Origin of the sequence: Streptomyces sp. NPDC079167, assembly GCF_040686735.1 — a bacterium.
In the GTDB taxonomy this organism is placed as follows: Bacteria; Actinomycetota; Actinomycetes; order Streptomycetales; family Streptomycetaceae; genus Streptomyces.
This window is the reverse complement of the sequence record NZ_JBFBLO010000002.1, coordinates 344664-370521: the sequence shown is the minus strand read 5'-3', so window position 1 is coordinate 370521 and position 25858 is coordinate 344664. Positions and strand designations below refer to the sequence as shown.

The window sequence follows — 25858 nt, the reverse complement described above, 5'->3', positions numbered from 1 at the left end:
GCCCACCCGCCGCACTTGAACGAGAGGACCGTCGTGCACCACTCACGTCTGGCCGAGACACCCATCGCCATCGTCGGGTTGGCCGGCCTGTTCCCCCAGTCGCGCAACGTGCGCGAGTTCTGGCACAACATCGTCGACGGCAACGACTGCATCGAGGACGTTCCGGACACCCACTGGAACCTCGACGACTACTACGATCCCGACCCCACGGCCGAGGACAAGACCTACGCCCGGCGCGGCGGGTTCCTGCCCGAGATCGCCTTCAACCCCATGGAGTTCGGGCTGCCGCCGAACACCCTGGAAGTCACCGACATCCTCCAGCTCCTGTCGCTGACCGTCGCCCGCGACGTGCTGCGCGACGCCGGGACCGAGGGTTCGGGGTGGTACGACCCGGCCCGCACCGGGGTCATCCTCGGCGTCACCGGCGCCAACTCCCTGACGCAGCCGCTGTCCGCACGGCTCCAGACGCCCGTCCTCAAGGAGGTGGTCCGCAGCGTCGGACTGAGCGAGGCCCAGGCCGAAGAGGTCGCCGAGCGCTTCAAGAAGGCCTACATCCCGTGGGAGGAGAACTCCTTCCCCGGCATGCTCGGCAACGTCGTCGCCGGACGCATCGCCAACCGCTTCGACCTCGGCGGCACCAACTGCACCGTGGACGCGGCCTGCGCCAGTGCCCTCGCCGCCGTCAAGCTCGCCGTCAGCGAGCTCGTCGAGGGCCGCTCCGACCTGATGATCACCGGCGGCTGCGACGCCGAGAACACGATCCTCATGTACATGTGCTTCAGCAAGACCCCGGCGTTCTCCAAGAGCCAGATCATCCGGCCCTTCGACGAGTCCGCCGACGGCACGCTGATCGGCGAGGGCATCGGCATGCTGGCCCTCAAGCGGCTCGCCGACGCCGAACGCGACGGCGACCGGATCTACTCCGTCCTGCGCGGCATCGGCACATCGAGCGACGGCCGCTTCAAGAGCATCTACGCCCCGCGCGCCCAGGGCCAGCAGCTCGCCCTGCGCCGCGCCTACGAGGACGCGGACGTCCCCGCCGGCTCCATCGAGCTCTTCGAGGCGCACGGCACCGGGACCGCCGTCGGCGACCACACCGAGCTGTCCGCCCTCGGCTCCTTCGTGGCCGAGGGGCAGGACGCCCGCGGCTACGCCGCCATCGGCAGCGTCAAGTCCCAGATCGGGCACACCAAGGCGGCGGCGGGCGCTGCCGGGCTGATCAAGCTCTCGCTCGCCCTGCACCAGAAGGTCCTCCCGCCGACCATCAACGTCGAGCGGCCCAGCGCCGCCGTCGACCCGGCCGAGACCCCGTTCTACGTCAACTCCCAGGCCCGGCCCTGGATCGCGGACCCGGGCCGCGACAAGCGCCGGGCCGCCGTCTCCTCCTTCGGCTTCGGCGGTACCAACTTCCACATGGTCCTGGAGGAGCACGACACCACCGGCGGCAAGGTGCTCGGCCCCGTCGCCCGCACCGGCCTCTGGCACGCCGCCGACCCCGAGGCGCTCGCCCGCCGTCTGGAGCAGGGCACCGCGCCCGACCCGCTGGGCTGGGTCCCCGCGGGCGACGCCCGTATCGGCATCGTGGCCGGTTCCGACGAGGAGTTCGAGGCGCTGCGCACCACCGCCGTCGAGCTGCTGCGGGCCAAGCCCGGCGCGGACGCCTGGCAGCACCCCAAGGGGATCACCTACCGGCGCTCCGGCATCCCCGCCGGCACGAAGGCAGCCGCGGTCTTCGCGGGACAGGGCAGCCAGTACGTCGGCATGGGCCGCGAGGCCGCCCTCGCCGTCCCGCCCGTCCTCGCCGCGTACGACAGGGCCAACCGCCTGACCGCGGGGGCCGAGACACTCGGCCGCGTCGTGTTCCCGCCGCCCGCCTTCGACGACACCACGCGCAAGGCCCAGGAGGAAGCGCTGCGGCGCACCGAGTTCGCCCAGCCCGCGATCGGGGCGCTGTCCGCCGGGCAGTTCGCCTGGTTCAAGGAGCTCGGGTTCGCCCCGGACGGTGTCATCGGGCACTCCTTCGGCGAACTGACCGCCCTGTGGGCGGCCGGTGTCCTCGACGACGACGGATTCGCCGAGCTGGCCCGCGCCCGCGGCCTCGCGATGGCTCCGCCCGCCGACGCCTCCGGCTCCCACGACGCCGGCGCCATGGCCGCCGTGCGTGGCGAACTGAGCGCGGTCGAGGCGCTCCTCGCCGGCTACCGGGACGTGTCGGTCTGCAACATCAACGCCCCCGGGCAGATCGTGGTCGGCGGCCCGACCGCGGAGATCGACCGCCTGGTGGCGGACGCCGCGAGCGGCACGATCCCCGCGAAGCGGCTCCCCGTCTCGGCGGCCTTCCACACCCGCTTCGTCGCCCACGCCGCAGACGCCTTCCGCGAGGCGGTCTCGGGCGTCGCCCTGAACGCCCCGCGCATTCCCGTCTACGCGAACACCCCGGGAGCCTCCTACGGCGCCGACCAGGCCGAGAGCCGCCGCACGCTGGTCGACCAGCTACTGCGGCCGGTCGCCTTCGCCGACCGCATCGAGGAGATGTACGCGGACGGCTTCCGGGTCTTCGTGGAGTTCGGCCCCAAGCGGGTCCTCTCCGACCTCGTGGACCGTGTGCTCGAAGGCCGCGAGGGCGTACGGACCGTCGCGGTGGACGGCGGCCCCGCCAAGGACGGCGAGCTCGCCCTCAAGCGCGCCGTCATCGAGCTGGCGGTCCTGGGTCTCCCGGTCTCGGGCATCGACAACCACAGCGCCGAGGTGCCCGAGGTGCCTGTGGGCAAGGGCATGGCGATCCCGCTGCGAGGCATCAACTACGTGACGGAAGCCCGACGTTCGGCCTACCGCGACGCGATAGCCGAGCCGTCCCGCGAGGCGGCGCCGACGGCCCGGCCGGCCGTCCCGCCGGTGTCCGAGCCGGTGACCCAGCCGGCGGAGGGAACTGCGGACGCTCTGAGCGCGGTGGCCAGGGAAGGGCTCGACCTCCAGGCCGAGATCCTCGACGCGCACGTCGAGACGATCCGCGAAGCGGTGAAGACCCTCGAACTGTCGGTCCGCTCCGGCACCCACCCCGACGCCGACGCGGCGCTGCGGCTCATCGAGCAGCACGGTGCGTCGATCACGTCCGCGCACGAGCGCGCGACGCGGCTCCTGATCGACGCGCTGAAGAGCGAGGAGGCACCGGCGGTCGCGCCGGTTGAGCCTGCGGCCGCTGCTGCTCATGTGACGGCAGAGCCTGCCCCTGCTGCCCCTGCTGCTCCGGTGGCGGAGGTGGACGCCGCTGTGCTCGGTGCTCTGCTGGAGGTGGTGGCGGAGAAGACGGGTTATCCGGTGGAGATGCTGGAGCCGGGTATGGACGTGGAGGCTGACCTGGGGATCGATTCGATCAAGCGGGTCCAGATCATGGGCGCGCTTCAGGAACGCTTCCCGGTCTCCGGTGAGGTGGATCCGGAGCGTATGGGTGAGCTGCGGACCCTGGATGACATCGCCGGTTTCCTGGCCGAGGCTTCCGGTGCGGCTGCCCCGGTTGAGTCTGTTGCGCCCGCTTCCGCGCCTGTCGCTCCCGCTCCCGTCGTCTCTGCGCCGTCCGGCGAGGTGAACGCCGCTGTGCTCGGTGCTCTGCTGGAGGTGGTGGCGGAGAAGACGGGTTATCCGGTGGAGATGCTGGAGCCGGGTATGGATGTCGAAGCTGACCTGGGGATCGATTCGATCAAGCGGGTTCAGATCATGGGGGCGCTTCAGGAGCGTTTCCCGGTCTCCGGTGAGGTGGATCCGGAGCGTATGGGTGAGCTGCGGACGCTGGATGACATCGCCGGTTTCCTGGCCGACGCCTCCGGGTCGGCTGCCCCGGTCCAGTCTGCGCCCATTCCCGCTGCTCCTGTGGTGGAGTCTGTCGTCTCTGCGCCGTCCGGCGAGGTGAACGCCGCTGTGTTGGGGGCGTTGCTGGAGGTGGTGGCGGAGAAGACGGGTTATCCGGTGGAGATGCTGGAGCCGGGTATGGATGTCGAAGCTGACCTGGGGATCGATTCGATCAAGCGGGTTCAGATCATGGGGGCGCTTCAGGAGCGTTTCCCGGTCTCCGGTGAGGTGGATCCGGAGCGTATGGGTGAGCTGCGGACCTTGGATGACATCGCCGGTTTCCTGGCCGATGCTTCCGGGTCGGCTGCCCCGGTTGAGCCTGCCGCTCCCGCTTCCGCGCCTGTCGCTCCCGCTCCCGTCGCCTCTGCGCCGTCCGGCGAGGTGAACGCCGCTGTGCTGGGGGCGTTGCTCGAAGTGGTGGCGGAGAAGACGGGTTATCCGGTGGAGATGCTGGAGCCGGGCATGGACGTGGAGGCCGACCTGGGGATCGATTCGATCAAGCGGGTCCAGATCATGGGAGCGCTTCAGGAACGCTTCCCGGTCTCCGGTGAGGTGGACCCTGAGCGTATGGGTGAGCTGCGGACCCTGGACGACATCGCCGGTTTCCTGGCCGGCGCCTCCGGGTCGGCTGCCCCGGTTGAGCCTGCTGCCACTTCCGTCGCTGCCACTCCGGTAGTTGCCGCTCCCGCTCCTGTCGTTCCTGCGCCGTCCGGCGAGGTGAACGCCGCTGTGTTGGGGGCGTTGCTGGAGGTGGTGGCGGAGAAGACGGGTTATCCGGTGGAGATGCTGGAGCCGGGTATGGACGTGGAGGCCGACCTGGGGATCGATTCGATCAAGCGGGTCCAGATCATGGGAGCGCTTCAGGAACGCTTCCCGGTCTCCGGTGAGGTGGACCCTGAGCGTATGGGTGAGCTGCGGACCCTGGACGACATCGCCGCCTTCCTGGCCGACGCCTCCGGGCCGGCCCCCGGCGGTCCGGTCGCCGAGAGTTCCGGCCCTGCCGTCGAGCCCCCTCTCGTCGTCACGTACCCCCAGGCGGACGGCGTGGGACGGACCTTCGCGGCCGTACGCGAACTCCCCGCGGTCTGCCGTGTCGTACGGGCCTACGCGGAGCAGCCCGTCGCCCTCGTCCTCGACGACGGGTCGACGCTGACCCGGCCGCTGGTGGCCGGTCTGCGCGCCGACGGCTGGCGGGTGGAGATCGTCGTACTGCCGGGCGCCACCACATCCGCGGGTGAGGCCGACTCCGTCCGCCCGCTCCGTACGTGGGACGAGCAGGAGCTCGCGGCGGCTGTCACGGCCGAACGCCTCGACCTGGTCGTGCAGATGGCCGCCGAGGCCGGACAGGAGTGGATCGAGGCGGCACGCCGTCTGGCGCACGCCGTCCTGGTCGCCAAGCTGACCCAGGCCCCGCTGAAGGCGGCGGCCGGCGACCGGGCGTCGTTCGTCGCGGTGACCCGGCTGGACGGAGCGAACGGTTACCGCGGCAGCGGCACCGGCTCCGCCCTCCTCGGCGGCGTGAGCGGACTCGTCAAGACGCTGGCGATCGAGGTCCCCTCGCTCTTCACACGCACCGTGGACTTCGCTCCCGGCCTGGACGACCACACCGTCGCGGCACGCTTCCTGGACGAGATCCACGACGTGTCGGCCGGCCTTTCGGATGTGGGCGTGGATCCGGACGGACGCCGTACGATCGTGCCGTCCGCCGAGCCGCCGGCCACGCACGTGACGGCCGTACAGGAGATCGGCGCCCAGGACCTGCTCGTCGTCACCGGCGGCGCCCGCGGCATCACCGCCGACTGCCTCCAGGCGCTCGCGGAGGCCCGTCCCGTGGGCCTGCTGCTGCTCGGCCGCAGCCAGGTGACCCCCGAGCCCGAGTGGGCGGCGGGTGCCGACGGCGCGGCGCTCAAGGGCCTCATCGCCAAGCGGATCACCGCTTCCGGGGAGAAGGCCACCCCGCGCGGTGTCGAGGCCGTCTACCGGGAACTGACCGGCAGCCGCGAGATCCAGGCCAACCTCGACCGGCTCCGGCGCACCGGCGCCACCGTCGAGTACCTCGTGGTGGACATCACCGACGCCGCCGCGGTCCGGACCGCCCTGGCCCCGTACGCCTCCCGTGTCACGGGCGTCGTGCACGGCGCCGGTGTCCTGGCCGACCGGCTGATCGCCGACAAGACGCCGGAGGAGATCGCCCGGGTCCTCGGTACGAAGATCGTCGGCCTCGGTCATGTGCTGGACGCACTCCGCGGCCCGGCCGACCTGCGCCACCTGGTGTTCTTCTCCTCGGTCGCCGGATTCTTCGGCAACCGGGGCCAGTCGGACTACGCCGTGGCCAACGAGGCGCTCAACCGTCTCGCCGTGCGCCTCAGGCAGGAGCTGCCCTCGGCGCGCGTGACCTCCGTCAACTGGGGTGCGTGGGACGGCGGGATGGTCACCGACGACCTGCGCCGGATGTTCGCCTCGCGGGGCGTGGCGCTGGTTCCGGTGGCGACGGGTGCGGGCATGTTCGCCGAGCAGTTCACCGCCGCACGCGGCCAGGACACGGTCGTCGTCGCCGGCCCGCTCACCCCGCTGTCCGCTCCGCCGGCCGAAGGCTCCCCGGCCTCGCCGACCCTGCTCGTCGACCGTACGCTCGCGGACATCTCCGCCGACCCGCTGCTCGCGGACCACACGATCGGCGGCAAGCGGGTGCTGCCCGCCACCGCCGCGCTCGGCGCCCTCGTCAACACCACCGAGAGGGTGACCGGCAAGCCGGTCACCGGGGTGTCCGCGTTCAAGGTCTTCAAGGGCCTGGTGATGGACGCGGCGGAGGGCGAGGGAGCCGACGCCTCACGGCTGCGGCTGTTCATCGAGCCGGGACCGGCCACCCGCCCGCACGCGATCGAGGTGCTGGCCTCCGCGGTGGACGACGCCGGACGGAGCAGGCCGTCCTACGGGGCGAGCCTCTCCACGGACGTGCCGCCGGTCCCCGCGGACCGTACGGACCTCGCCCGCGCCGCGCGTGCGGCGAACCGTACGGACGCCGCCCCGCTGTACCGGGACGGCACGCTCTTCCACGGTCCCGCGCTCCGCGGGATCCGCTCGGTGCTCGTCGCGGAGGAAGGGCTGCTGCTGCTCGGCGCACGGCTCGGTGACGGGCTGCCGGCACGCGGTGCCTACCACGGCCGGTTCCACAGCCCGGTCATCGCCGATCTGCTCCTCCAGTCCGCGCTGGTGTGGGTGCGACGGTTCCGTAACCGCGCCTCCCTGCCGATGGAGATCGGCAGCGCCCGCTTCCTCGCGGAGCTCCCCGCCGACCAGGACTTCCTGATCGCGGTGGAGAACGTCACCGCCGGGCCCAGCGGCATCAGCTGCTCGATCACCGCGCTCGACCGGGAGGGCCGTGTGCTCCAGGTCCTCGACGGTGTGGTGGTCGTGGAGGACCCCCAGCTGGAAGGCAAGTTCGGGGCGGCCGAACGGACCGCTTCCGCCACCGTCTCCGTCTGACGGCGACCGGGCGGGTCCGGCCCCGGCCCCCTCCGGGGCCGGACCCGCCCGGTGCTTACCGGGCCTCCCGGGCCCGGTGTCCGACGGACGCCGGCCCCCTGAGGACACGGCCCCTACCGCCCCTCCCGACCCCTGACTCCCGAACCGAACCATGCGGACACCCGGAGGCTGACCCAACCATGGGCAAGTACGCGATCGTCGGCCTGGCCTGCCTCTTCCCGGGGGCCGGGACACCCGACGACTACTGGCGCAACCTGATCGCAGGTGTGGACTCTCGCACCGACGGGGACGAACGCGTCTTCGGGCACACCCCGGAGACCCGGGAGACCGACCCCGAGGACAGGCACCGCATCTACTGCACCAGGGGCGGTTTCCTGGACGAGTACGACGAGAGTGCCGCAGGTCTCGACCCGAAGGACTACCGCCTCCCCGCCGACTACCTGGCCGGCCTGGACCGCTCGTTCCACTGGGCGCTCCGGGTGGCCGGGGACGCGCTGGCCGACGCGGGCCACCCCCCGACCGTGGACGGCCGGCAAGGACGGAGGACCGGGGTGGTGTTCGGGAACTACCCGTTCCCCACCCCGGCCTCCGGCCGCTTCGCCGGCGAGCTCTGGGACTCCGCCGTGGCCGACGGTCTCGCCGAGGCCGGCCTCTCCGTGCCCGGCGCCCTGATCGCGCCCGGCGCCCCGGACCCGTCCGGCGCGGTCACCGCGCACAACCTCTGGGCGGGCGGCATGCCGGCCCGTGTCGTCGCGGCGGCCCTGGGCCTGGAGGGCCCGCGGTTCACCCTCGACGCGGCGTGCTCCTCCGCCCTGTACGCGCTGAAGCTCGCCTGCGCCCATCTGGAGACGGGCCGGGCCGACCTCATGCTGGCGGGGGGTGTCTGCGCACCCGACCCGACCGTCATCCACCTGTCCTTCTCCGACCTGCGCGCCTATCCGCAGGACGGCTTCAGCCAGCCCTTCGACGCCCGTTCCCGGGGCATCGTCACCGGCCAGGGAGCCGCGATGATCGCGGTGAAGCGGCTCGCCGACGCACAGCGCGACGGCGACCGCATCCACGCGGTGATCGACGCCCTCGCCCTGACCAACGACGGCCCCGGCAAGCACCTGCTCGCGCCGAACGAGGCCGGGCAGCTCGCCGCGTACGAACTCGCCTACCGGGAAGCCGGGGTCGACCCGTCCGCGATCCAGTACCTGGAGTGCCACGCCACCGGTACGCCGCTGGGCGACAGCACGGAACTCGGCGGCGCCGAGGCGTTCTTCGGCCGTGGCCCGCTGCTGGGTTCGGTCAAGGCGAACATCGGCCACCTGCTGACCGTGGCCGGCATGTCCAGCCTCCTCAAGGTCGTGCTCTCGCTGTCGCACGGTGTCATACCCCCGACCATCGGTGTGGAGCAGCCGCTGCCCGGCACGATCGCGGACCGGGTCGTACGCGAGGCCGTGCCCTGGCCGGACCCCGCCCCCGGTGCGCCCCGCCGCGCGGGAGTCTCCGCCTTCGGCTTCGGCGGTACGAACGCCCACGTCGTCCTCTCCGCACCGGAGGCGCTCGAGACACCGGAAACGACGGGAACCCCGGCCGCACCGGCCACCACGGTCGCGCCGGAAGCGCCCGCCGCCCCCACCGAGCCGCCCCCGCTCGCCGTCATCGGCATGGGCGCGCACTTCGGTTCCTTCGCCACCCTGGACGAGTTCGAACGCGCCGGCTACGACGGGCTCGTCGGCGTACGCTCCCTGCCCGAGCAGCGCTGGCGCGGCTTCGAGACCGTGGAGGGCGGCCCCCTGGACCGGGCGGGTCTCGGCGGGGACGCGGCCCCCCGGGCGGCCTACATCGAGGACTTCGAGGTCGACACCACCTCGTACCGCATCCCGCCCAAGGACCTCGCCCACTTCAACCAGCAGCAGCTGCTGCTGATGCGCGTCGCCGAGGAGGCGCTGCGCGACGCGGGGTTCGAGCGCAAGCGCTCCGGCGGCAAGGCCGGTCCCGACGCACGGCGGGTCGGCGTCGTCATCGGCATGGAGATGGAACCCAGCGCACACGGCCACGGCTCCCGCTACGAGCTGGGGCGCAAACTGACCGAGTGGTGCGCGGCAGCCGGCGTCGACCCGTCGCCGCAGCAGCTCGCGGAACTCACCCGGGCCGCGCGGGACGGCGTCCACGACTCCATCGAGCCCAACGAGGTGCTCAGCTACATCGGCAACATCATGGCGAGCCGGGTCTCCTCGCTGTGGAACCTCACCGGCCCCTCCTTCACGCTCTCCTCGGACAGCGCCGTCGGCGTCGAGGCGCTGGACGTGGCCCGGCTGCTGCTCCTCGACCCCACCGTGGAAGCCGTCCTGGTCGGCGCGGTCGACCTCGCCGCCGGACCGGAGAACACCCTCGCCCGCGAACTGCTCGAACCCGGCACCGTACGGGACGGTCTGCGCATCCTGGGCGAGGGTGCGGGCGCCGTCGTCGTCACCCGGCCCGACGCCGTCCCCCAGGGACGCAGGGTGTACGCCACGGTCGAGTCGATCGCCGTGCACCACGCGCCGGACGTCACCCCCGCCGCGAACGCCGGACTCGTCGCACGCGCCGCGGAGGACGCGCTCGCCGCCGCCGGGATCGGTCCGTCGGACGTCGAGCTGGTGGAAGCCGGCGGTGCGCACCCCGCGGAGCTCGACGGCCTCGCCCGCGTCTGGAGCGCCGAGCGGGCGGGCGGCGAGCTGCGTACCGCCCTCTCCTCCGCCAGCCGGGCCGTGGGCGACACCGGGTGCGCCTCCGGACTGGCCGCTCTCATCCGGGCCGCGCTCTGCCTGCACCACGCCTACTTCCCCGTGGCACCCGAGGAGATCGCGGCGGACCGGACCGAGGGCTCCGCCTTCTTCCTGGCCTCCGACTCCCGGCCCTGGCTGCGCTCCCACCGTGAGGGCAGGCGCGCCGCGTCCGTCAGCGTCGTCGGCGCGGCGGGCAGCCACGCCCACCTGGTGCTCACCGGCGCTCAGGTACGCGGTGAGATCACCGAGGCCGACTGGATCCGTTCCGGCGGGGGAGTGGTCGTGCCGGTCGGCGCGGACGACTTCGACGGGCTGCTGCGACGGCTCGGCGAGCTGCGTACGGCCGTCTCCGCGGCCGGGACCGGAAGCGACTGGCAGACGGACTTCGCGGACCGGCCGGCGAAGGTCAAGACCGTGCTCGTCGCGGACGACGAGGCGGGTCTCGTCCGGCAGATCGACCAGGCCCTCAAGGACCTGCCGGGCGTGTGGAGTTCCGGCGGCGAGTGGTCGTCGCCGTCCGGTAGCTGCTTCACCGCCAAGCCGATCGGCCCCGACGCCAAGGTCACCCTGGTCTTCCCCGGAGCGTTCAACTCCTATCTCGGTCTGGGGCGTTCGATGTTCCGCGCCTTCCCCGGACTGCTTCCCCGCTTCGAGGCGCAGGCCGAACTCCCCGCCGACCTCCTGCGCAGCGCGGCGCTCTACCCCCGCTCCCGGGAGCCCCTGGGCCGGCGTGAGCTGATGCGCATGGAGGGCGAACTCGTCGAGGACATCCCGCTGATGCTGGCGGCCGGCACGAGTTACGCCCTGCTCTCCACCGACCTGGTACGGGAGGTGCTCGGCGTCCCCGTGCACGGAGCCCTCGGGTACAGCCTGGGGGAGAGCAGCATGCTCTTCGCCACCGGAGGCTGGGTCAAGAGCGCCCGTGGGGACGAGAAGATCAGCGCCTCGCCGCTCTTCGACGACATGCTGCGCGGACCCAAGCGCACCGTGCGCGCGCTGTGGGGTCTGCCGGACGAGGTCCCGGACCCGCAGGTGTGGGCCACCCATGTGCTGCTCGCGCCCGCCGACGACGTACGGGCGGCACTGCGCCGCTACGACCGGGTGTTCCTCACCCACGTCAACACGCCGCAGGAGGCGGTCGTCGCGGGCGACCCGCAGCAGTGCCGTGACCTGATCGCCGAACTGGACTGCCGCAGCGCCCGCTCGCCCGCCAACCACGTGATGCACTGCCCGGTGGTGGACGGGGTCCTGCCCGAGCTCGCCGACCTCAACCGCTACCCGACCGGCGACGTCGGGGACCTGGTCCTCTACAGCAGCCGGCACTACGCGCCGGTGACGGACTTCGACGCGGACGCGGTGGCCGGGAACATCGCGGTCACGCTGCGCGAGACGGTCGACTTCCCCCGGCTGGTCCGGCGTGCGTACGACGACGGCTACCGCTGCTTCATCGAGGTCGGCCCGAGCAGCACGTGCTCACGGTGGATCCACGAGACCCTGGGCGACGAGCCGCACCTGTCGGTCTCGGTGGACCGGCGGGGCGCCCGTGGCGCGACCGACATCGCCCGGCTGGCGGCCCGCCTCGCCGCCCATGGCATCCCGGTCGACCTCAGCTCCTTCGCCCCCCTCCCGGACAGCCGTCCCGACCGCTCGCCCGGCCTGCGGGCGTTCGTGGCGGGCGGCGCCCCGGTCCCGCCCCTGGTCGCGTCGGCTGCCGCCCCCACGGTGGCAACGCTGCCGCGCACCCCGGTCCCGGTGGTGGCAACGCTGCCGCGCACCCCGGCCCCGGTGGTGGCAACGCTGCCGCGCACCCCGGCCCCGGTGGTGGCAACGCTGCCGCGCACCCCGGCCCCGGTGGTGGCAACGCTGCCGTGCACCCCGGTCCCGCAGGCCCCGGCGGCCGTCCCGTCCGCGCTCGCAGCTCCGTCCGCGGTGCCCGCCGCGCCGAGCACCCGGCCCGCCGTCCCACCCGCCCCCGCGTCCGCCCCCACCGCCAGGACCGCCATCACACCCGCACCCACCGCCCTGCCCGACCGTCCCGCCGCGCCCGTCGCGGCGCACCACGACAGCCCGGCGCAGGCCGCGACGTCCGTCGTGGCCCAGGGCTCTCTCCTCGCCGATCCGGCGCCCGGCACGGGCGCCGAACACTCCACGGAATGGGACACCGCGATGCCGACCCACCCCTCCGCGCAGCCGCCGACGCCATCCCTGGCGTTGGAAAGGGAGCCCATCACGATGATTCCGGCCGGTGCCCAGGTGCCGCCCGCGAACACCCCCGCGCCCCCTGCCGCCGGCCGCGTGTCCGCCGCGCCCCGGCCGACGCTGCCCGCTCCCGCGAAGAGCCAGGCGCTGACCGGCGACGAGACCGCGGCCGTCCTGGTGCGCGGGCTCCGCAGCGAGATGCTGGAGGCACACCGCGAGGTGCTCGCGGCCCAGCGGGAGCTGCGTGACCAGCTCGTCTCGCTGCTGACCGAGGGAGGCGCCCCGCCGCCGCGCCCGCCCAAGCCCGAGGGCGTGATCTGGGACGAGCACGACCTCCTCGAGTTCGCCACCGGCAAGGTCGGCAACGTCTTCGGCCCCCGTTTCGCGGAGATCGACGAGCACCGCCGCCGTGTCCGGCTGCCCGCCCCGCCCTACCACTTCGCGACCCGGGTCACCGCCCTGGAGGCCGAGCCGGGGGAGTTCAAGCCCTCCTTCATCCGCACCGAGTACGACGTACCGGAGGACGCCTGGTACGCCGTCGACGGACAGGTCCCCCCGGCCGTCACCATCGAGGCGGGCCAGTGCGACCTGCTGCTGATCAGCTACCTCGGCGCCGACTTCACCAACCGCGGTGACCGCGTCTACCGCCTGCTCGACAGCAGTCTCAGCTTCGTCGGAGACCTGCCGCGCGTCGGCCAGACCCTGCGCTACGACATCTGGATCGACCAGTTCGTGCGGCAGGGGGACACCCTGCTCTTCTTCTTCCACTACGACTGCTACGCGGACGGCGAGCTGATCCTGAAGCTCAACAACGCCTGCGCCGGCTTCTTCACCGACGAGGAGCTGGAGAGCTCCCTCGGCATCCTCCAGGCCAAGGTCCGCCCGCCCGTCGGCGACGGCACGTTCACCGGGTCCAGTGCCTTCAAGCCGCTCGCCCGCACCGGGCGCACCGCGCTGGGCCCCGCCGACCTCGCACGCCTCGGCGAAGGCCGGATCGCCGACGTGTTCGGGCCGGGACACGCACAGCCCGCCGGCTGCAACACCTCCCTGAGGCTCCCCACCGAGCGGCTCCGCATGGCCGACGAGATCACCGTCCTGGACCGCAAGGGCGGCCCCGCCGGCCTCGGGCGCATCGAAGCCGTCAAGCATCTGGTGCCGGACGGCTGGTACTTCACCAGCCACTTCCCGGACGACCCGGTACTCGCCGGTTCCCTGGTCGCGGAGGGCGCCGTCCAGCTCCTGGAGGTGTACGCGCTCTCCCTCGGGCTGCACCTGTCGTTCCCCGACGCCCGCTTCCAGCCCGTCCCGGACCTGCGGACCGAGGTCAAGGTCCGGGGGCAGATCACGCCGGAGCACGAGAAGATCGAGTACCAGGTCGACATCACCTCCCTCACCCTGGTGCCGCGCCCCGCCATCACCGCCGACGTGGTCGTCCTCCGCGACGGCAAGCCGTCCATCGGCGTCACCGGGCTCGGCATCCGGCTGGTGGAGAAGCCCGGCGCGCCCTACCGCCCCGAAGCCGGGGGGACGGTCCCGCACTTCCTGGGCCGGCTGAGCCCCGCGAGCGGAAGGCCCGCGCTGCTCAGCGAGTTCCACATGGCCCACGCCGCCAAGGGCGACCTGGCCACGGCCATGGGGCCCGAGTTCGAGGTCTACGCCGACAGCCGCGCCCCGTACATCCCCAACGGCGACTTCCTCTTCGTCGACCGCGTCATGGAGCTGGAGGGCACCCGGGGCGTCCTCAAGCGCGGGGCCGTCATGGTCACCGAGTACGACTCCCCGGACGACGCCTGGTACTACGACCACAACGGTCACCCGCACATGCCCAACTGCGTCCACATGGAGTCCAGCCTCCAGGCGGCCATCCTCCTCGGTTACTACCTGGGCGCCACCCTGCCCTTCCCGGAGGAGCAGTTCAGCATCCGCAACCTCGACGGCCGCGCCACCCTGGTCAAGGACGTCGATCTGCGCGGCAAGACCGTCCAGCACCGGTCGACCCTGCTGTCCAGCGACCAGATGCCGGGCTCCATCCTGCAGAACTACAGCTACGAACTGTCCGCGGACGGCGAGGTCTTCTACCGGGGCGAGTCGCTCTTCGGCTACTTCAGCGCCAAGGCCCTGGAGAACCAGGTCGGCCTGGACAAGGGCACGCACGTGGCGCCCTGGATCGACCGGCAGCCCTCCCGCCCCGCGCAGACCCGCCGCGTCGACCTCGGTGCCTACCGGGCCGCCGAGGCGTCCCGTCCCGGGCCCCGTATCGGCCGGGACCACCTCGACCTCGTCGAGTGGGTGGACATCGTGGCCGGCGGCGGCGACCACGGCCGCGGCTACCTGCGCGGACACCGCACGATCCGCCCGGACGACTGGTACTTCTCCTGCCACTTCCACCGCGACCCCGTGATGCCCGGTTCGCTCGGCGTCGAGTCCCTGCTCCAGGGCCTCCAGGTCTACGCCGTGGAGACCGGCCTCACCGACGGCCTCGTCAACCCGCGCTTCGCCCTGCTCTCCGGAGCCGAGACGACCTGGTCCTACCGCGGCCAGATCCTGCGCGACGACCCCGAGATGCAGTTCGACGTGCACATCAAGGAGGTGCGCCGCGCCCCGGGCCGGATCCAGCTGGTCGGCGACGCGAGCGTCTGGAAGTCCACCCTGCGGATCTACCAGCTCGGTGGCATCGGCATCGAAATCCACCACGACCAGTCCTGATCCCGCGTACGACCGACAGGAGACGCAGCATGACCACCGATCAGCACCGGCCGCGGTGGGCCGGGCCGGGAGACCCGGCCACCGGCGACACCGGGGTCTACGAGACCCTGATGCGCCTGGACGAACCCGTCTACATCGTGCGCGGGCCGTACGGTCTCGGTGCCGCCGCCGGCGGGACGCTCACCGGCGACGGCCCCCACGAGGTGGTCGCCGCGGTGCCACCGCTCGGCCCCGAACGGCTCGGCAGCGCCGCGTTCCTCGCCGCCCACGGCCTCCAGCAGGCCTACATGAGCGGCGCCATGGCCAACGGCATCGCCTCCGCCGACCTCGTCGTCGCGATGGCCCGCGCGGGATTCCTCGGCTCCTACGGAGCGGCCGGACTGCTCCCCGAGGCAGTGGAGAAGGCCCTGATCCGGTTCCGCGACGAGATCCCCGGCCTCGGCTACGCCTGCAACCTCATCCACAGCCCGAGCGAGGACCGCCTGGAGCGGACCTCCGTCGACCTCTTCCTGAAGTACGGCGTGCCGTGCGTGGAGGCCTCCGCCTTCCTCAAGCTGACGCCCCACCTGGTCCGTTACCGGCTCGCGGGTCTGCGGGCCGGCGGCCCGCACGGTGTCATCGCCTCGAACCGGGTCATCGCCAAGATCTCCCGCACCGAGACCGCCGAACTCTTCATGCGGCCCGCCCCCGAGGCCATGGTGCGGGCGCTGCTCGCGGACGGCCTCATCACGGAGGAACAGGCCCGTCTCGCGCCCCGGGTGCCGCTCGCCGACGACATCACCGTCGAGGCGGACTCCGGGGGCCACACCGACCGCCGGCCACTGCCCGCCCTGCTGCCCGTCATCATGCGGCAGCGCGACGCGATCATGCAGGAGACCGGCTACGCCGAGCGCATCCGGGTCGGGGCCGCCGGCGGCATCGGGACCCCGGACGCGGCGGCCGCCGCGTTCGCGATGGGCGCCGACTACATCGTGACCGGCTCCGTGAACCAGTCGTGCGTGGAGGCCGGCACCTCCCCGCGCGTCAAGGAGATGCTCGCCCAGGCGGGCATCGCCGACTTCGACATGGCACCCGCCGCCGACATGTTCGAGATGGGCGTCGAGCTCCAGGTCCTCCGGCGCGGCACGTTCTTCCCCATGCGCGCCAAGCAGCTGTACGACCTCTACCGCACGTACGACGGCATCGAGGCACTTCCCCAGGACGTACGGACCCGGGTCGAGCAGCAGATCTTCCGACGGCCGCTGGACAGCGTCTGGGAGGAGACCGCCGAGTACTTCGCCCGCCGCGACCCCGGCCAGCTCGAACGGGCCGAGGGGCACCCGAAGAGGCGGGCGGCGCTCGTCTTCCGCTGGTACCTGGGCATGGCGTCCCGCTGGGCGAAGACCGGTGAGGCCGACCGGGCGGTCGACTACCAGATCTGGTGCGGGCCGGCCATGGGCAGCTTCAACTCATGGGTGCGGGGGACCTATCTGGCGGCGCCCGAGCACCGCGGGGTCGCCGACGTGGGGCGGCAGATCATGAAGGGCGCCGCCTTCCACCAGCGGCTCGCCATGCTGAGAGCGGCAGGCGTCGCCTTCCCCGCCGGCATCGCCACCCGGCCGTCACCGGAGGACTCCGCGCCCCGTGACTCCTCCGTCGGGGTGGCGCGGTGACCCTCATCGACGCGCCCGTCCCGGCCGCCGAGCCCGCACACGCGGCGCACCCTGCCGGGTCCCTCGCCGATTCCCTCGCCGGCGCATTCGCCGGGGCGGAGCGCCTGGACCGGCTGCTCGGCGACCCCTGGTCACCGGAGAACCCGTACGGCTTCGCGGCGGGCGTCACCCGGGACGCCGCCGAGGAGTACCCGCACGACGCCGAGGCCCGGCTCCGCGCGGAGGACTTCCACCTGTGCCATCTTCCCCGCGCCCTCGGCGGGAGCCTCCGCTCCTTCGAGGACACCCAGATCCTGGTCCGGGTCGCCGCCCGGCGTGACGTCAACGTCATGCCCGCCACCATGTTCAGCATCTCGGCGGTCATGACCGTGCTCGCCGCCGGGACGGAAGCCCAGCACCGGACCGTCGCCCGCTGGCTGCGCGAGGGCCGCACGATCGCCTTCGGGTTCTCCGAGGAGCAGGCCGGCAGTGATGTGCTCGCCAACAGCTGCCTCCTGACGCCCGAAGGACTGCTCAGAGGAGCCAAATGGCTCGTGGGCCGGGGGAGTTCGGCCGACGCGGCGGTCATCGTGGCGCGTACGGGGGAGCGCGGCGCCGGCGCCTTCACCGCCGTACTGCTGGGCCCGGAGGAGCTGGCCGCCCGCCAGGTGAGGCGGCACGCGCCGCAGCCCACCACCGGGATGCGCGGCATCGACTTCGCCGACCTGGAGTTCGACGGGCTGCCCGTGCCGCCGGAGGCCGTCGTCGGGGACGTCGGCAGCGGTCTTGCGGGCGCACTGCGCGCCCAGCAGATCGTCCGGCTGATGAGCACGGCCGGCTGTCTCGCCACCGCCGACACCGCGCTGCGCACCGCACTGCGGTTCGCGGCGGGGCACCGCACCGGGGGAGAACGCGTCGCGGACACCCCGTACGGTTCACGTGAACTCGCCCTGGCCGCAGCCGGACTGATCGCCACCGACCTCACGGTGCTGACCGCCGCACGCCAGGCGCACGTCGCGCCCGGCACCTTCGGCCTGGCGTCCGCCGTCGTCAAGGACGTCGCCGTCCGGCTCACCGCCGACTGCGTCACCCGCTCCCGCGCCCTGATCGGTGCCCGGGCGGTCCTGCGGGACGGCCCCGGCGCCGTACTCGACAAAGCGGTGCGCGACAACGCCATGGTCGCGGTCATCGACACCAGCGTGCTCGGCAACCTGCGCGCCCTCGCGATGCACCTCCCCGGGTACGCGCCGGCCTTCCCGGAGGACCGGGAGGCACCCACCGTCCTGGAGGAGCCCGCGCGGCAGCGGCTGCGCGCGGTCTTCGCCCTGGGCGACCCCGCGTCACTGCCCGGACCGGACCCCGCCGCACTGGACCTGGGGGTGCGGCCCAAGGACGACGTCCTGCTCGGATTCGCCGCGTACGCCCCCGCGATCGGCGAGGAGCTGACCGGCCGGGGCGAGGACCGGGCGGCCGCACTGGTCGCCGAGGTGCGGTCGGCGCTCGCCGCGGTGGTCCGCGAGTCGGCCGCTGCCCAGCGTGACCGCGCCCGGTCGGCGAAGGCATCCCCGGAGACCCTGGACCTCGCCGGCCGGCTGTCCCTGCTCAGGGCGGCGGCCACCGCCGCCCTGGCCTGGTGGTACCACCGCGACGGGGGCGGCCTCTACGGCGCGGCCCCCGGCGACACCTCCTGGCTGATTCCCGTACTCACGCTGCTGACCACCCTGGCCGACGGCCGTGACCCGCGCACCGCGCCGTACGGGGATCTCGCCCCGGCCGGACGCCTGGTCACCGCACTCGACGCGGCACAGCGGCTGTTCACCGCGCTGCCGGTGCGGCTGAGCGACACACCGACGAAGAGCGACATGAACGAGGAGGTCGAGGAGCGATGACCGATCTGCCGGCCCTCATGGCCGACCTGGAACGCCACATGGGCGATCCCTTCGACGACGACGGGCCCTTCTCCTTCAGCCGCGTCCTCGAACTGGACGAGCGGGAGACGTACCCCGACGAGTTCGTCGGCCTGCTCGCCTCCTGGGGGCTGTACGACTGGAGCATCCCCGCCGCGAGCGGCGGCCGGGCCGTCGACATCCAGGACGGCTTCAACCTCTACCGGCTGGTCGCCCGCCGCGACCCGACCACCGCGACCGCCATGGTCATCAGCACCATCAGCTACATGCCGCTGTGGGTCGCCGGCACCCCGGAGCAGCGCCGGTACTTCGCCGGCCTGATCCAGAGCGGGTCGAAGCTGGCGTGGGGCCTCTCCGAACGCGAGCACGGCAGCGACATCCTCGCCAACGCCACCACCGCCCGGAGGACCGAGGGCGGCTGGGTGCTCGACGGCGAGAAGTGGACCATCGGCAACGCCACCGTCGCCGACGTCGTGATGGTCTTCGCCCGTACGTCCCAGAAGGGCGGCCCGGGCGGATACTCCATCTTCGCCGTCGAGAAGGGACTGCTCGCGGAGGGACAGTGCGAACCCCTGCCGCACGAGCCGCTGCACGGCCTGCGCGGTCTGGACATGAGCGGGGTCCGGCTGCGCGACTGCTTCGTGCCCGACTCCGCAGTCGTGGGGAAGCCCGGCCAGGGCCTGGAAATCGCCCTGAAGAGCAGCCACCTGGTCCGCATCGCCATCACCAGCATCGCCATGAGCTGCGCGGACACCGCGCTGCGCGCCACCCTCGACTTCGCGACCCGTCGCATGATCTTCGGTGCGCCGGTCTCCGAGGTGCCCTACTCCCAGCGCCAGCTCGTGGAGAGCTACGCCGACCTCCTCGTCGCCGACGCGCTGACCACCGGTGCGATACGCAGCCTCCAGCTGACGCCGGAGCAGTCGAGCATCTGGTCCTCGGTGGTGAAGTACTTCGTCCCCACCCTGCTCCAGGAGACGCTGGCCAGGCTCGCCATCGTGCTCGGGGCCCGCCACTACCTCCGGACCCACCCCCGGTACGGGATCTTCCAGAAGGCCGTGCGGGACTGCGCGGTCGCCGACTTCGCCGACGGCAACACCGTCGTGAACCTCAAGAACATCGCCCTTCAGCTCGGGAACCTCCTGGACACGGCGGTCACCCAGGACCCGGAGAAGGTGGCGGGCGCGGTGGAGAGGACGCGCGCGCTCTTCGACCCGGCCCACCCCATGAAGCCCTACCGGCCGGCCGAACAGCAGCTGTTCAGCCGCGGCGTCGACGACCCGGTGCTCGCGCTCCGGTCGGCCGTCGACGCCCTGCACCGGGCCGCGGCCGCCGCGACCGCGACCGGGACCGACGCCGCTCGCCTGGCCGCCGCGGCCGACACCGCGGGGACCCTCGCCGGCGAGCTGGACCGCATCGCCGTGGAGCACCGAAAGCTCTTCTCCGGCCTCGGCAAGGCCGCCGGCCAGTCCGCCGAGCTCTACGACCTGGCCAAGCAGTACACGTTCGTCTCGGCGGCCGCCGCCGTCGTCCACCTCCATCTGCACGGCCACGACAGCGTCCATCCGGCACTGCGCTCGCCGGCGGTCCTGCTCGTCTGCCTGGAGCGGCTGCTCAAGCGCTTCCACCCCACGGTGAGCGTGGCCGGGCCCGAGGAGATCAGCGAGGTCGCGGACGCACTGACCGCCGCGCACCGTGAGGGCCGCCTCTTCTCGTTCAGGGCCTTTTCCGTCAACTGGTGAATCAAGGAAGGAGACCGAACCCATGGACAGCACGGCACCGTTCGCCGACCCGCTCGCCGACACGGCCGAGGTCTGGCTGCTGGCGGAGGAGGACGTGGACCGGTTCGCCGAGGCGACGGGCGGCGCCGCGTTGCTGACGGACGAGGAGCGGGCCCGGCACGACCGGCTGCTGTTCCCGGCGGCCCGCCGCCGCTTCCTCGGCGCACGTCTTCTCTCCCGTCAGGTCCTGTCCCGTTACGCCGACGTCCCCCCCGACTCCTGGCGGTTCAGGACCGGCACCTACGGGCGTCCCGAGGTCGAGGGATGCGCCTGGGGACTCGACTTCAACATCACCCACACCAACGGTCTGATCGCGGCCATCGTCGTCCGCGGCCGGACCGCCGGCGTGGACGCCGAGATCACCCCGGCCAGGCCCGAGGCGATGCAGTTCGCGCCGAAGGTCTTCACCCCGCTGGAGAACGAGGTCCTCCGCCGCAACCGGGAGGGCCAGCGGGGCCACGCCTTCGCCGACTCCTGGGTGGCCAAGGAGGCGTACACGAAGGCCACCGGCATGGGCATGTGCCGGGGCTTCGACGCCTTCTCCGTCCACCGGCTCAGGGACGGGAGCCTGGCGGTCGTCGACGAGGACATCCCCGAGAAGGACCGGGACCTGTGGCAGGTGCAGGTCCTGCAGATCTGGGACCGGTACGCGCTGGGTGTCGCCATCCGTGCCGACCGGAGCGACGCCGGCCCGCTGCCGGTCAGGCTGCGCTCGGCGATCCCCGACCTCCTGCCGGAGCAGGCGCTCCGATGACCGGGCCGGCCCGGAACCACCGCTGTCCACCTGTGGCCGGTCCCCTACCTGACGTCGTATCCGCTTGCCCCGCACACCCCCCAGCGGATTGCATTGTCGTACTCCCGTTGACGGCGTTCAAGAACCCTTTCCCCACCCCTCACGAAGGGAATTCCCATGCCCCGTAAAGCGAACGCGGAACTGCTGGCGGGGTGCGCACGTGGAGAACAGGCGTCCTGGGACGCCATGGTGGAACGATTCGGCAGACTCGTCTGGTCCGTTGTCCGGAGCCATCGGATGAGCGATGCCGACGCCGAGGACGTACGACAGCTCACCTGGCTCCGGCTCGTGCAGAACGTCGAGCGGATCCGGGACCCGGAACGCGTCGGTGACTGGCTCGCCACCGTCGCGCGCCGGGAGTCCCTCAAGGTCCTCTCGCGCAGGAAACGACTCGTCATGGTCGGTGACAGCGAGACCCTCGACGGACTCTCCGGCCACAGCGAGAGCCCCGAGCAGATCACCCTGCGCGCCCAGCGCAGGGAGGACGCCCAGCGGGCCATCGACACGCTCTCCGAACAGTGCCGCGGCGTGCTGATGCTGACCCTCGCGGACCCGCCGGCCTCGTACGACGAGATCTCCACCGCGCTGGCCATGTCGGTCGGCTCCGTCGGCCCCGTCCGCACCCGCTGCCTGCGCAGACTCCGCCGCGCGCTGGCCGCCGCGGACGCCGGCGAACGGCTCCCCACAGCGGCGGGGCACTCCCGGTGCCCCCTCGTATCGCTACATGCGGACCTGTCCGGTCCGCGGCACCGGAAGGCTCTGGTGGGAGGAAGCCCCGAAGCGGGGGCCGCACAGGCCGGGCAGGCCGGACAGGAGTGACGCGCATGTCCCACTACGACGTGAACGAACTGGTGCGGTCGATCGTCATCGACACGCTGGGAATTCCCGCGGACCTGTACAGCACGGATCTGGTCTTCTCCGCCGATCTGGGCCTCGAATCCCTGGATCTGCTCGACATATTCTTCCGCATCGAATGCACCGCACCCGTCATTCTCTCCGTCGAGAAATGCGGGGAGTATCTCCAGGGAACGGTCCCCGACACGGAGTTCTGCGACGCCCGCGGAATCATCAGCGGGCGAGGTATGGCGCAGCTGAGCACCGTCATGCCACAGCTCGACACCGCTCGGTGGGACGGGAAACTCACCCTCGACCGCATGCTCGCGGAAATGTCCGTCGGCAACCTCATCTCCATGGTCGAGAACCTCCTCGCCGAGGGGCAGGCCGCCCATGCCTGAGACGGCGAACCCGCCGGCCGGGCGCGGCGGCCGCCCGCCCGTCCGGGCCGACAGCGTCCTCAGGGTGGGCAGCTACGGCGTCGACACGCACGCCGTCGAGCGGCTGGTCGCCTGGCACGGACCGGGCGCCCTCCAGATCTCGTCCGGCGGCGGCTCCGTCGTCGGCTGGGCGTTGCGCCAGGCCGCCCTGCGCGCCCTGGCCGCGCCGCCGAGGATCGCCTCCCGATGGAACGACATCCTTCTCCGCGGCACCGAGGAAGGCCCCTGGACCCTGGCCTTCCGGGGCGAACTCGCCCGGTTCGCCGAACACGTCCTGCACGGGGACATCTCCCTGTCGGTGACCTCCGGCCCCGGCCGGATCACCGCCCACGCCGTCCTCACCCGTGCCGGCACCCCCCGACCCTCCTCCCGAGAATCCGAGGTACCCAGGTGAGCACCGTCACCGAAGCCGGACTGCTGACGAGCCGCGAGATCATCACCGGCGACGAGCTGGGCAGCGTCCCGCTCGCCACCTCCGGCGCCGTCCTCTCGGCGGCCCGCCGGGCGGCCGCGGCAGCGCCGCGCTGGGCCGCGACGCCGGCCGCCGAACGGGCCGCGATCCTGAACCGCGCCGCCGACCTGCTGCTCGAACGTGCCCAGGAGGCCCAGGACCTGCTGGTCAGAGAGGGCGGATCCATCACGGGCAAGGCCTTCTACGAGGTGCACGCCGGCGCGGCGGAGCTGCGCCACGCCGCCGAGCTCGCCACCGCGCCCCAGGCGCCGCACGGCCCCGGCTCCGACCCGGGCCGCGAGACCGAGGTGCGGCGCGTACCGCTGGGCGTCGTCGGCGTGATCGTGCCCTGGAACTTCCCCGTCCTGCTGGGCATGCGCTCGGTCGCCCCCGCCCTCGCGCTGGGCAACGCCGTCCTCCTCAAGCCCGACCCGCACACCCCGCTGAGCGGTGGCCGGCTCTTCGCTGAGGTGCTGGCGGCGGCCGGGCTGCCCGAGGGCGTCCTGGAGGTGGTGTACGGCGACGCGGACGCGGGCGCCGCACTCGTCAGGTCGCCGGACGTCGCGATGGTCTCCTTCACCGGCTCCACCGAGGTGGGCCGCGAGATCGGTGCCACCGCGGGACGGCTGCTGAAGCGCGTGGTCCTCGAACTGGGCGGGCAGAACGCCTACGTCGTCCTGCCCGACGCCGACATCGAGGCCGCGGCCTCCGCCGGCTCCTGGGGATCGTTCCTCCACCAGGGCCAGATCTGCATGGCCGCCCGGCGCCACCTGGTCCACCAGGACGTGGTGGAGAGCTACACCGAGGCACTGGCCCGCCGCGCCGCGGCGCTGCGCATCGGCGACCCGTACCGTACGGACGCCCAGATCGGCCCGGTCATCGACCGGGGCCAGCTCACCCGGATCGCCACCGCGGTCGAGGACGCCGTCGCGCAGGGAGCCCGCCTGGTCACCGGCGGCCGTGTGCAGGGGCAGTTCTTCCCCCCGACCGTGCTGGCCGACGTGACGCCGAAGATGTCCGTCTTCCACGCCGAGGTGTTCGGCCCCGTCGCCACGGTGACCTCCTTCGCCGACGTGGAGGAGGCCGTGGAACTCGCCAACACCTCCGACTACGGCCTCACCGCCGCCGTCTACACCTCGGACGCCGGCCAGGGCCGCGCCCTGGCCTCCAGACTGCGCTGCGGTGTCGTCCACGTCGGCGACCAGACGGTCAACCACGACCCCCGCCTGCCGTTCGGCGGGGTCGGCGCCTCGGGCAACGCGTCCGGGTTCGGCGGGCAGGCGGCGATCGACGCCTTCACCCGCTGGCACACCCTCACCGTCAGCAGCCCGGCGCGCTCCTACCCCTTCTGAGAGGAAACCATGGATCTCAAGGTCGTCACCGAACCGCGCATCGCCTCGGCACCCGAGGGAACGGTGGTGCTGCTGATCGGCACCCGGATCAACAAGTTCTGGATGGTGCACCGCTGGGTGCCCGTCATCGCCTCGATGATCCCGATGCTGATCGAGCTGAAGAAGAACAAGGACCACGGATTCCTCTACTCGCGCGCCTGGTTCAACCGGACCGTGATCATGCTCCAGTACTGGCGCAGCATGGACGATCTGATGCGCTACTCGCACAACACCACGGGCAAGCACCGCTCGATGTGGGCCTGGTTCAACCGCGCGGTGCGCAACGACGGAGCCGTCGGCATCTTCCACGAGGCCTACATAGTCGACCCGGCGCGCATGCACACCGTGTACCGGAACATTCCCGTGTTCGGGATCGCCGCCGCCACGGAGTCCGTCCCGCAGCGGACGCGTCCCCCCGTGCCCGGCGCCGCCGGCGCCGAGAAGGCCTGACACCGCCGTGCGCCAGGGGCAGGAGCCGGCACGCGCCGGCCAGGACGTGAGCGTCTCCGGCCCCGGGGCGCGTGCCACCGTCCCCGGACACGACCCCCTCCCGGCCGACGAGCCGCTCACCGACGAGGACATCAGCGTCTACCGCCACCTCCTGGAGGTCTCACCGGACGCGGACGAGGCCGCGGCACGACTCGGCCTGACGCCCGACCGGTTCGCCGGGTCCGTCCGCAGGCTGACGGCCCGGCAACTGCTGCGCCCCGACGGACCGCACCGCCTGGAGGCCCTCTCCCCGGGGCTCGCGGCGGTCGCACTGACCACCTCCTCCCAGACGCGGGTGCGCGAACTCCTACGCCGGATCGACACCACACACCGCGAACTCGGCCCGCTGGGGCCCCTGTACGAGCGACAGGTGCGCCGGGGCCTCGAAGGCGGCGCGACCGAACTGCTCACCGACGGCGAGGCCGTGCGCCACCGGCTCGCCGAACTCTCCGCGCAGGTACGGCACAGCGTGCTCACGGCGCACCCCACCCTCGGCGGTCCCGAGACACTGCGCGCCGCCAGGGAGCTCGACCAGGACCTCCTGGACCGGGGTGTGCGCTACCGCACCGTCGTACCGCACACCGCCCGCCGGCAGCGCGAGGCCCTGCACCACATGACGCTCCTCAACGGCCTCGGCGCCGAGGTACGGTCCGCCGCGGTGATCCCCGGGCGGCTGATCATCCTCGACGACGACACCGCGGTCGTGCCCACCGCGACGGGCGGCGCGGCGGTGCTCCGCGACCCCACCGTCGTCACCTTCCTCACCGTGATCTTCGACCACATCTGGGAGCACGCCAGACCGGTCGGCACGGGCGGTGCGGACAACGAGGTCTTCGAGGACGTCGAACTGGCCGTGCTGCGCCAGCTGGAGCGCGGCAGGTCCGACGACTTCATCGCCCGCAAGCTGGGGATCTCGACCCGCACCATGCGCCGGTACCTCGCCGGGCTCTGCGAGAAGCTCCAGGTCGAGACCCGCTTCCAACTCGGTCTCGCGGCCGCGCGGCTGGGCCTCCTCAGCGACGCCCGGCCCCAGGACGACGGCGGATAGGAATTGCTGATCGACCGCATCGGGAAACCCCGTCGAGGCGGCTGGACCGGGCCGCGGAGCGGGGCGGATAGTTTCCACGACCGCTCGCTCACATACCCCC

The 25858-nt window shown here is 72.5% G+C and carries 12 protein-coding genes; all 12 read left to right on the top strand.

Annotation, left to right across the window (positions count from 1 at the left end; translation table 11 throughout):
- Positions 1 to 33: 33 nt before the first annotated feature.
- The 12 genes from AB0P41_RS05795 (at position 34) to AB0P41_RS05740 (ending at position 25758) form a co-directional block, all read left to right on the top strand.
- Positions 34 to 7332, top strand: a complete 7299-nt coding sequence (locus tag AB0P41_RS05795; RefSeq protein WP_365930318.1) for an SDR family NAD(P)-dependent oxidoreductase — start codon at positions 34 to 36, stop codon at positions 7330 to 7332.
- A 179-nt stretch (positions 7333 to 7511) separates the two neighbouring features.
- Positions 7512 to 14993, top strand: coding sequence for a beta-ketoacyl synthase N-terminal-like domain-containing protein (locus tag AB0P41_RS05790; RefSeq protein ID WP_365930316.1), 7482 nt, complete (start codon positions 7512 to 7514; stop codon positions 14991 to 14993).
- A 29-nt stretch (positions 14994 to 15022) separates the two neighbouring features.
- Positions 15023 to 16645, top strand: a complete 1623-nt coding sequence (locus tag AB0P41_RS05785) for a PfaD family polyunsaturated fatty acid/polyketide biosynthesis protein (RefSeq protein WP_365930314.1) — start codon at positions 15023 to 15025, stop codon at positions 16643 to 16645.
- Positions 16642 to 18513 carry an acyl-CoA dehydrogenase gene (locus tag AB0P41_RS05780; RefSeq protein WP_365930312.1) on the top strand — a complete coding sequence of 624 codons (1872 nt, stop codon included), beginning with the start codon at positions 16642 to 16644 and terminating at the stop codon, positions 18511 to 18513. Before AB0P41_RS05785 ends, AB0P41_RS05780 begins: the two co-directional genes overlap by 4 nt.
- Positions 18510 to 20273, top strand: a complete 1764-nt coding sequence (locus tag AB0P41_RS05775) for an acyl-CoA dehydrogenase family protein (protein WP_365930310.1) — start codon at positions 18510 to 18512, stop codon at positions 20271 to 20273. The genes AB0P41_RS05780 and AB0P41_RS05775 overlap by 4 nt, the downstream gene beginning before the upstream one ends.
- Before the next feature lie 22 nt (positions 20274 to 20295).
- Positions 20296 to 21066 (top strand): 4'-phosphopantetheinyl transferase superfamily protein, encoded by a 771-nt coding sequence (locus AB0P41_RS05770; RefSeq protein WP_365930308.1) that lies wholly within the window; start codon positions 20296 to 20298, stop codon positions 21064 to 21066.
- Positions 21067 to 21222: 156 nt separating this feature from the next.
- A complete protein-coding gene (locus AB0P41_RS05765; protein ID WP_356715820.1) occupies positions 21223 to 21924 on the top strand; it encodes a sigma-70 family RNA polymerase sigma factor in 702 nt (233 codons plus the stop codon).
- 5 nt (positions 21925 to 21929) lie between these two features.
- On the top strand, positions 21930 to 22340 hold the full coding sequence (locus AB0P41_RS05760) for a hypothetical protein (RefSeq protein ID WP_365930306.1): 411 nt from the start codon (positions 21930 to 21932) through the stop codon (positions 22338 to 22340).
- A complete protein-coding gene (locus AB0P41_RS05755; protein ID WP_356715816.1) occupies positions 22333 to 22773 on the top strand; it encodes a hypothetical protein in 441 nt (146 codons plus the stop codon). The genes AB0P41_RS05760 and AB0P41_RS05755 overlap by 8 nt, the downstream gene beginning before the upstream one ends.
- Positions 22770 to 24182, top strand: a complete 1413-nt coding sequence (locus AB0P41_RS05750; protein ID WP_365930305.1) for an aldehyde dehydrogenase family protein — start codon at positions 22770 to 22772, stop codon at positions 24180 to 24182. Before AB0P41_RS05755 ends, AB0P41_RS05750 begins: the two co-directional genes overlap by 4 nt.
- A 9-nt stretch (positions 24183 to 24191) precedes the next feature.
- Positions 24192 to 24671, top strand: a complete 480-nt coding sequence (locus tag AB0P41_RS05745) for a DUF4188 domain-containing protein (RefSeq protein WP_356715812.1) — start codon at positions 24192 to 24194, stop codon at positions 24669 to 24671.
- Positions 24672 to 24678: 7 nt separating this feature from the next.
- Complete coding sequence (locus AB0P41_RS05740; RefSeq protein WP_356715810.1) at positions 24679 to 25758, top strand: LuxR C-terminal-related transcriptional regulator; 1080 nt, start codon at positions 24679 to 24681, stop codon at positions 25756 to 25758.
- Positions 25759 to 25858 lie beyond the last annotated feature (100 nt).

What these genes read in the sequence shown, in the direction of transcription:
- AB0P41_RS05790 (WP_365930316.1), top strand. Translation starts at nt 7,512, where the DNA reads ATGGGCAAGTACGCGATCGTCGGCCTGGCCTGCCTCTTCCCGGGGGCC.
- AB0P41_RS05785 (WP_365930314.1), top strand. Translation starts at nt 15,023, where the DNA reads ATGACCACCGATCAGCACCGGCCGCGGTGGGCCGGGCCGGGAGACCCG.
- AB0P41_RS05775 (WP_365930310.1), top strand. Translation starts at nt 18,510, where the DNA reads ATGACCGATCTGCCGGCCCTCATGGCCGACCTGGAACGCCACATGGGC.
- AB0P41_RS05770 (WP_365930308.1), top strand. Translation starts at nt 20,296, where the DNA reads ATGGACAGCACGGCACCGTTCGCCGACCCGCTCGCCGACACGGCCGAG.
- AB0P41_RS05765 (WP_356715820.1), top strand. Translation starts at nt 21,223, where the DNA reads ATGCCCCGTAAAGCGAACGCGGAACTGCTGGCGGGGTGCGCACGTGGA.
- AB0P41_RS05760 (WP_365930306.1), top strand. Translation starts at nt 21,930, where the DNA reads ATGTCCCACTACGACGTGAACGAACTGGTGCGGTCGATCGTCATCGAC.
- AB0P41_RS05755 (WP_356715816.1), top strand. Translation starts at nt 22,333, where the DNA reads ATGCCTGAGACGGCGAACCCGCCGGCCGGGCGCGGCGGCCGCCCGCCC.
- AB0P41_RS05745 (WP_356715812.1), top strand. Translation starts at nt 24,192, where the DNA reads ATGGATCTCAAGGTCGTCACCGAACCGCGCATCGCCTCGGCACCCGAG.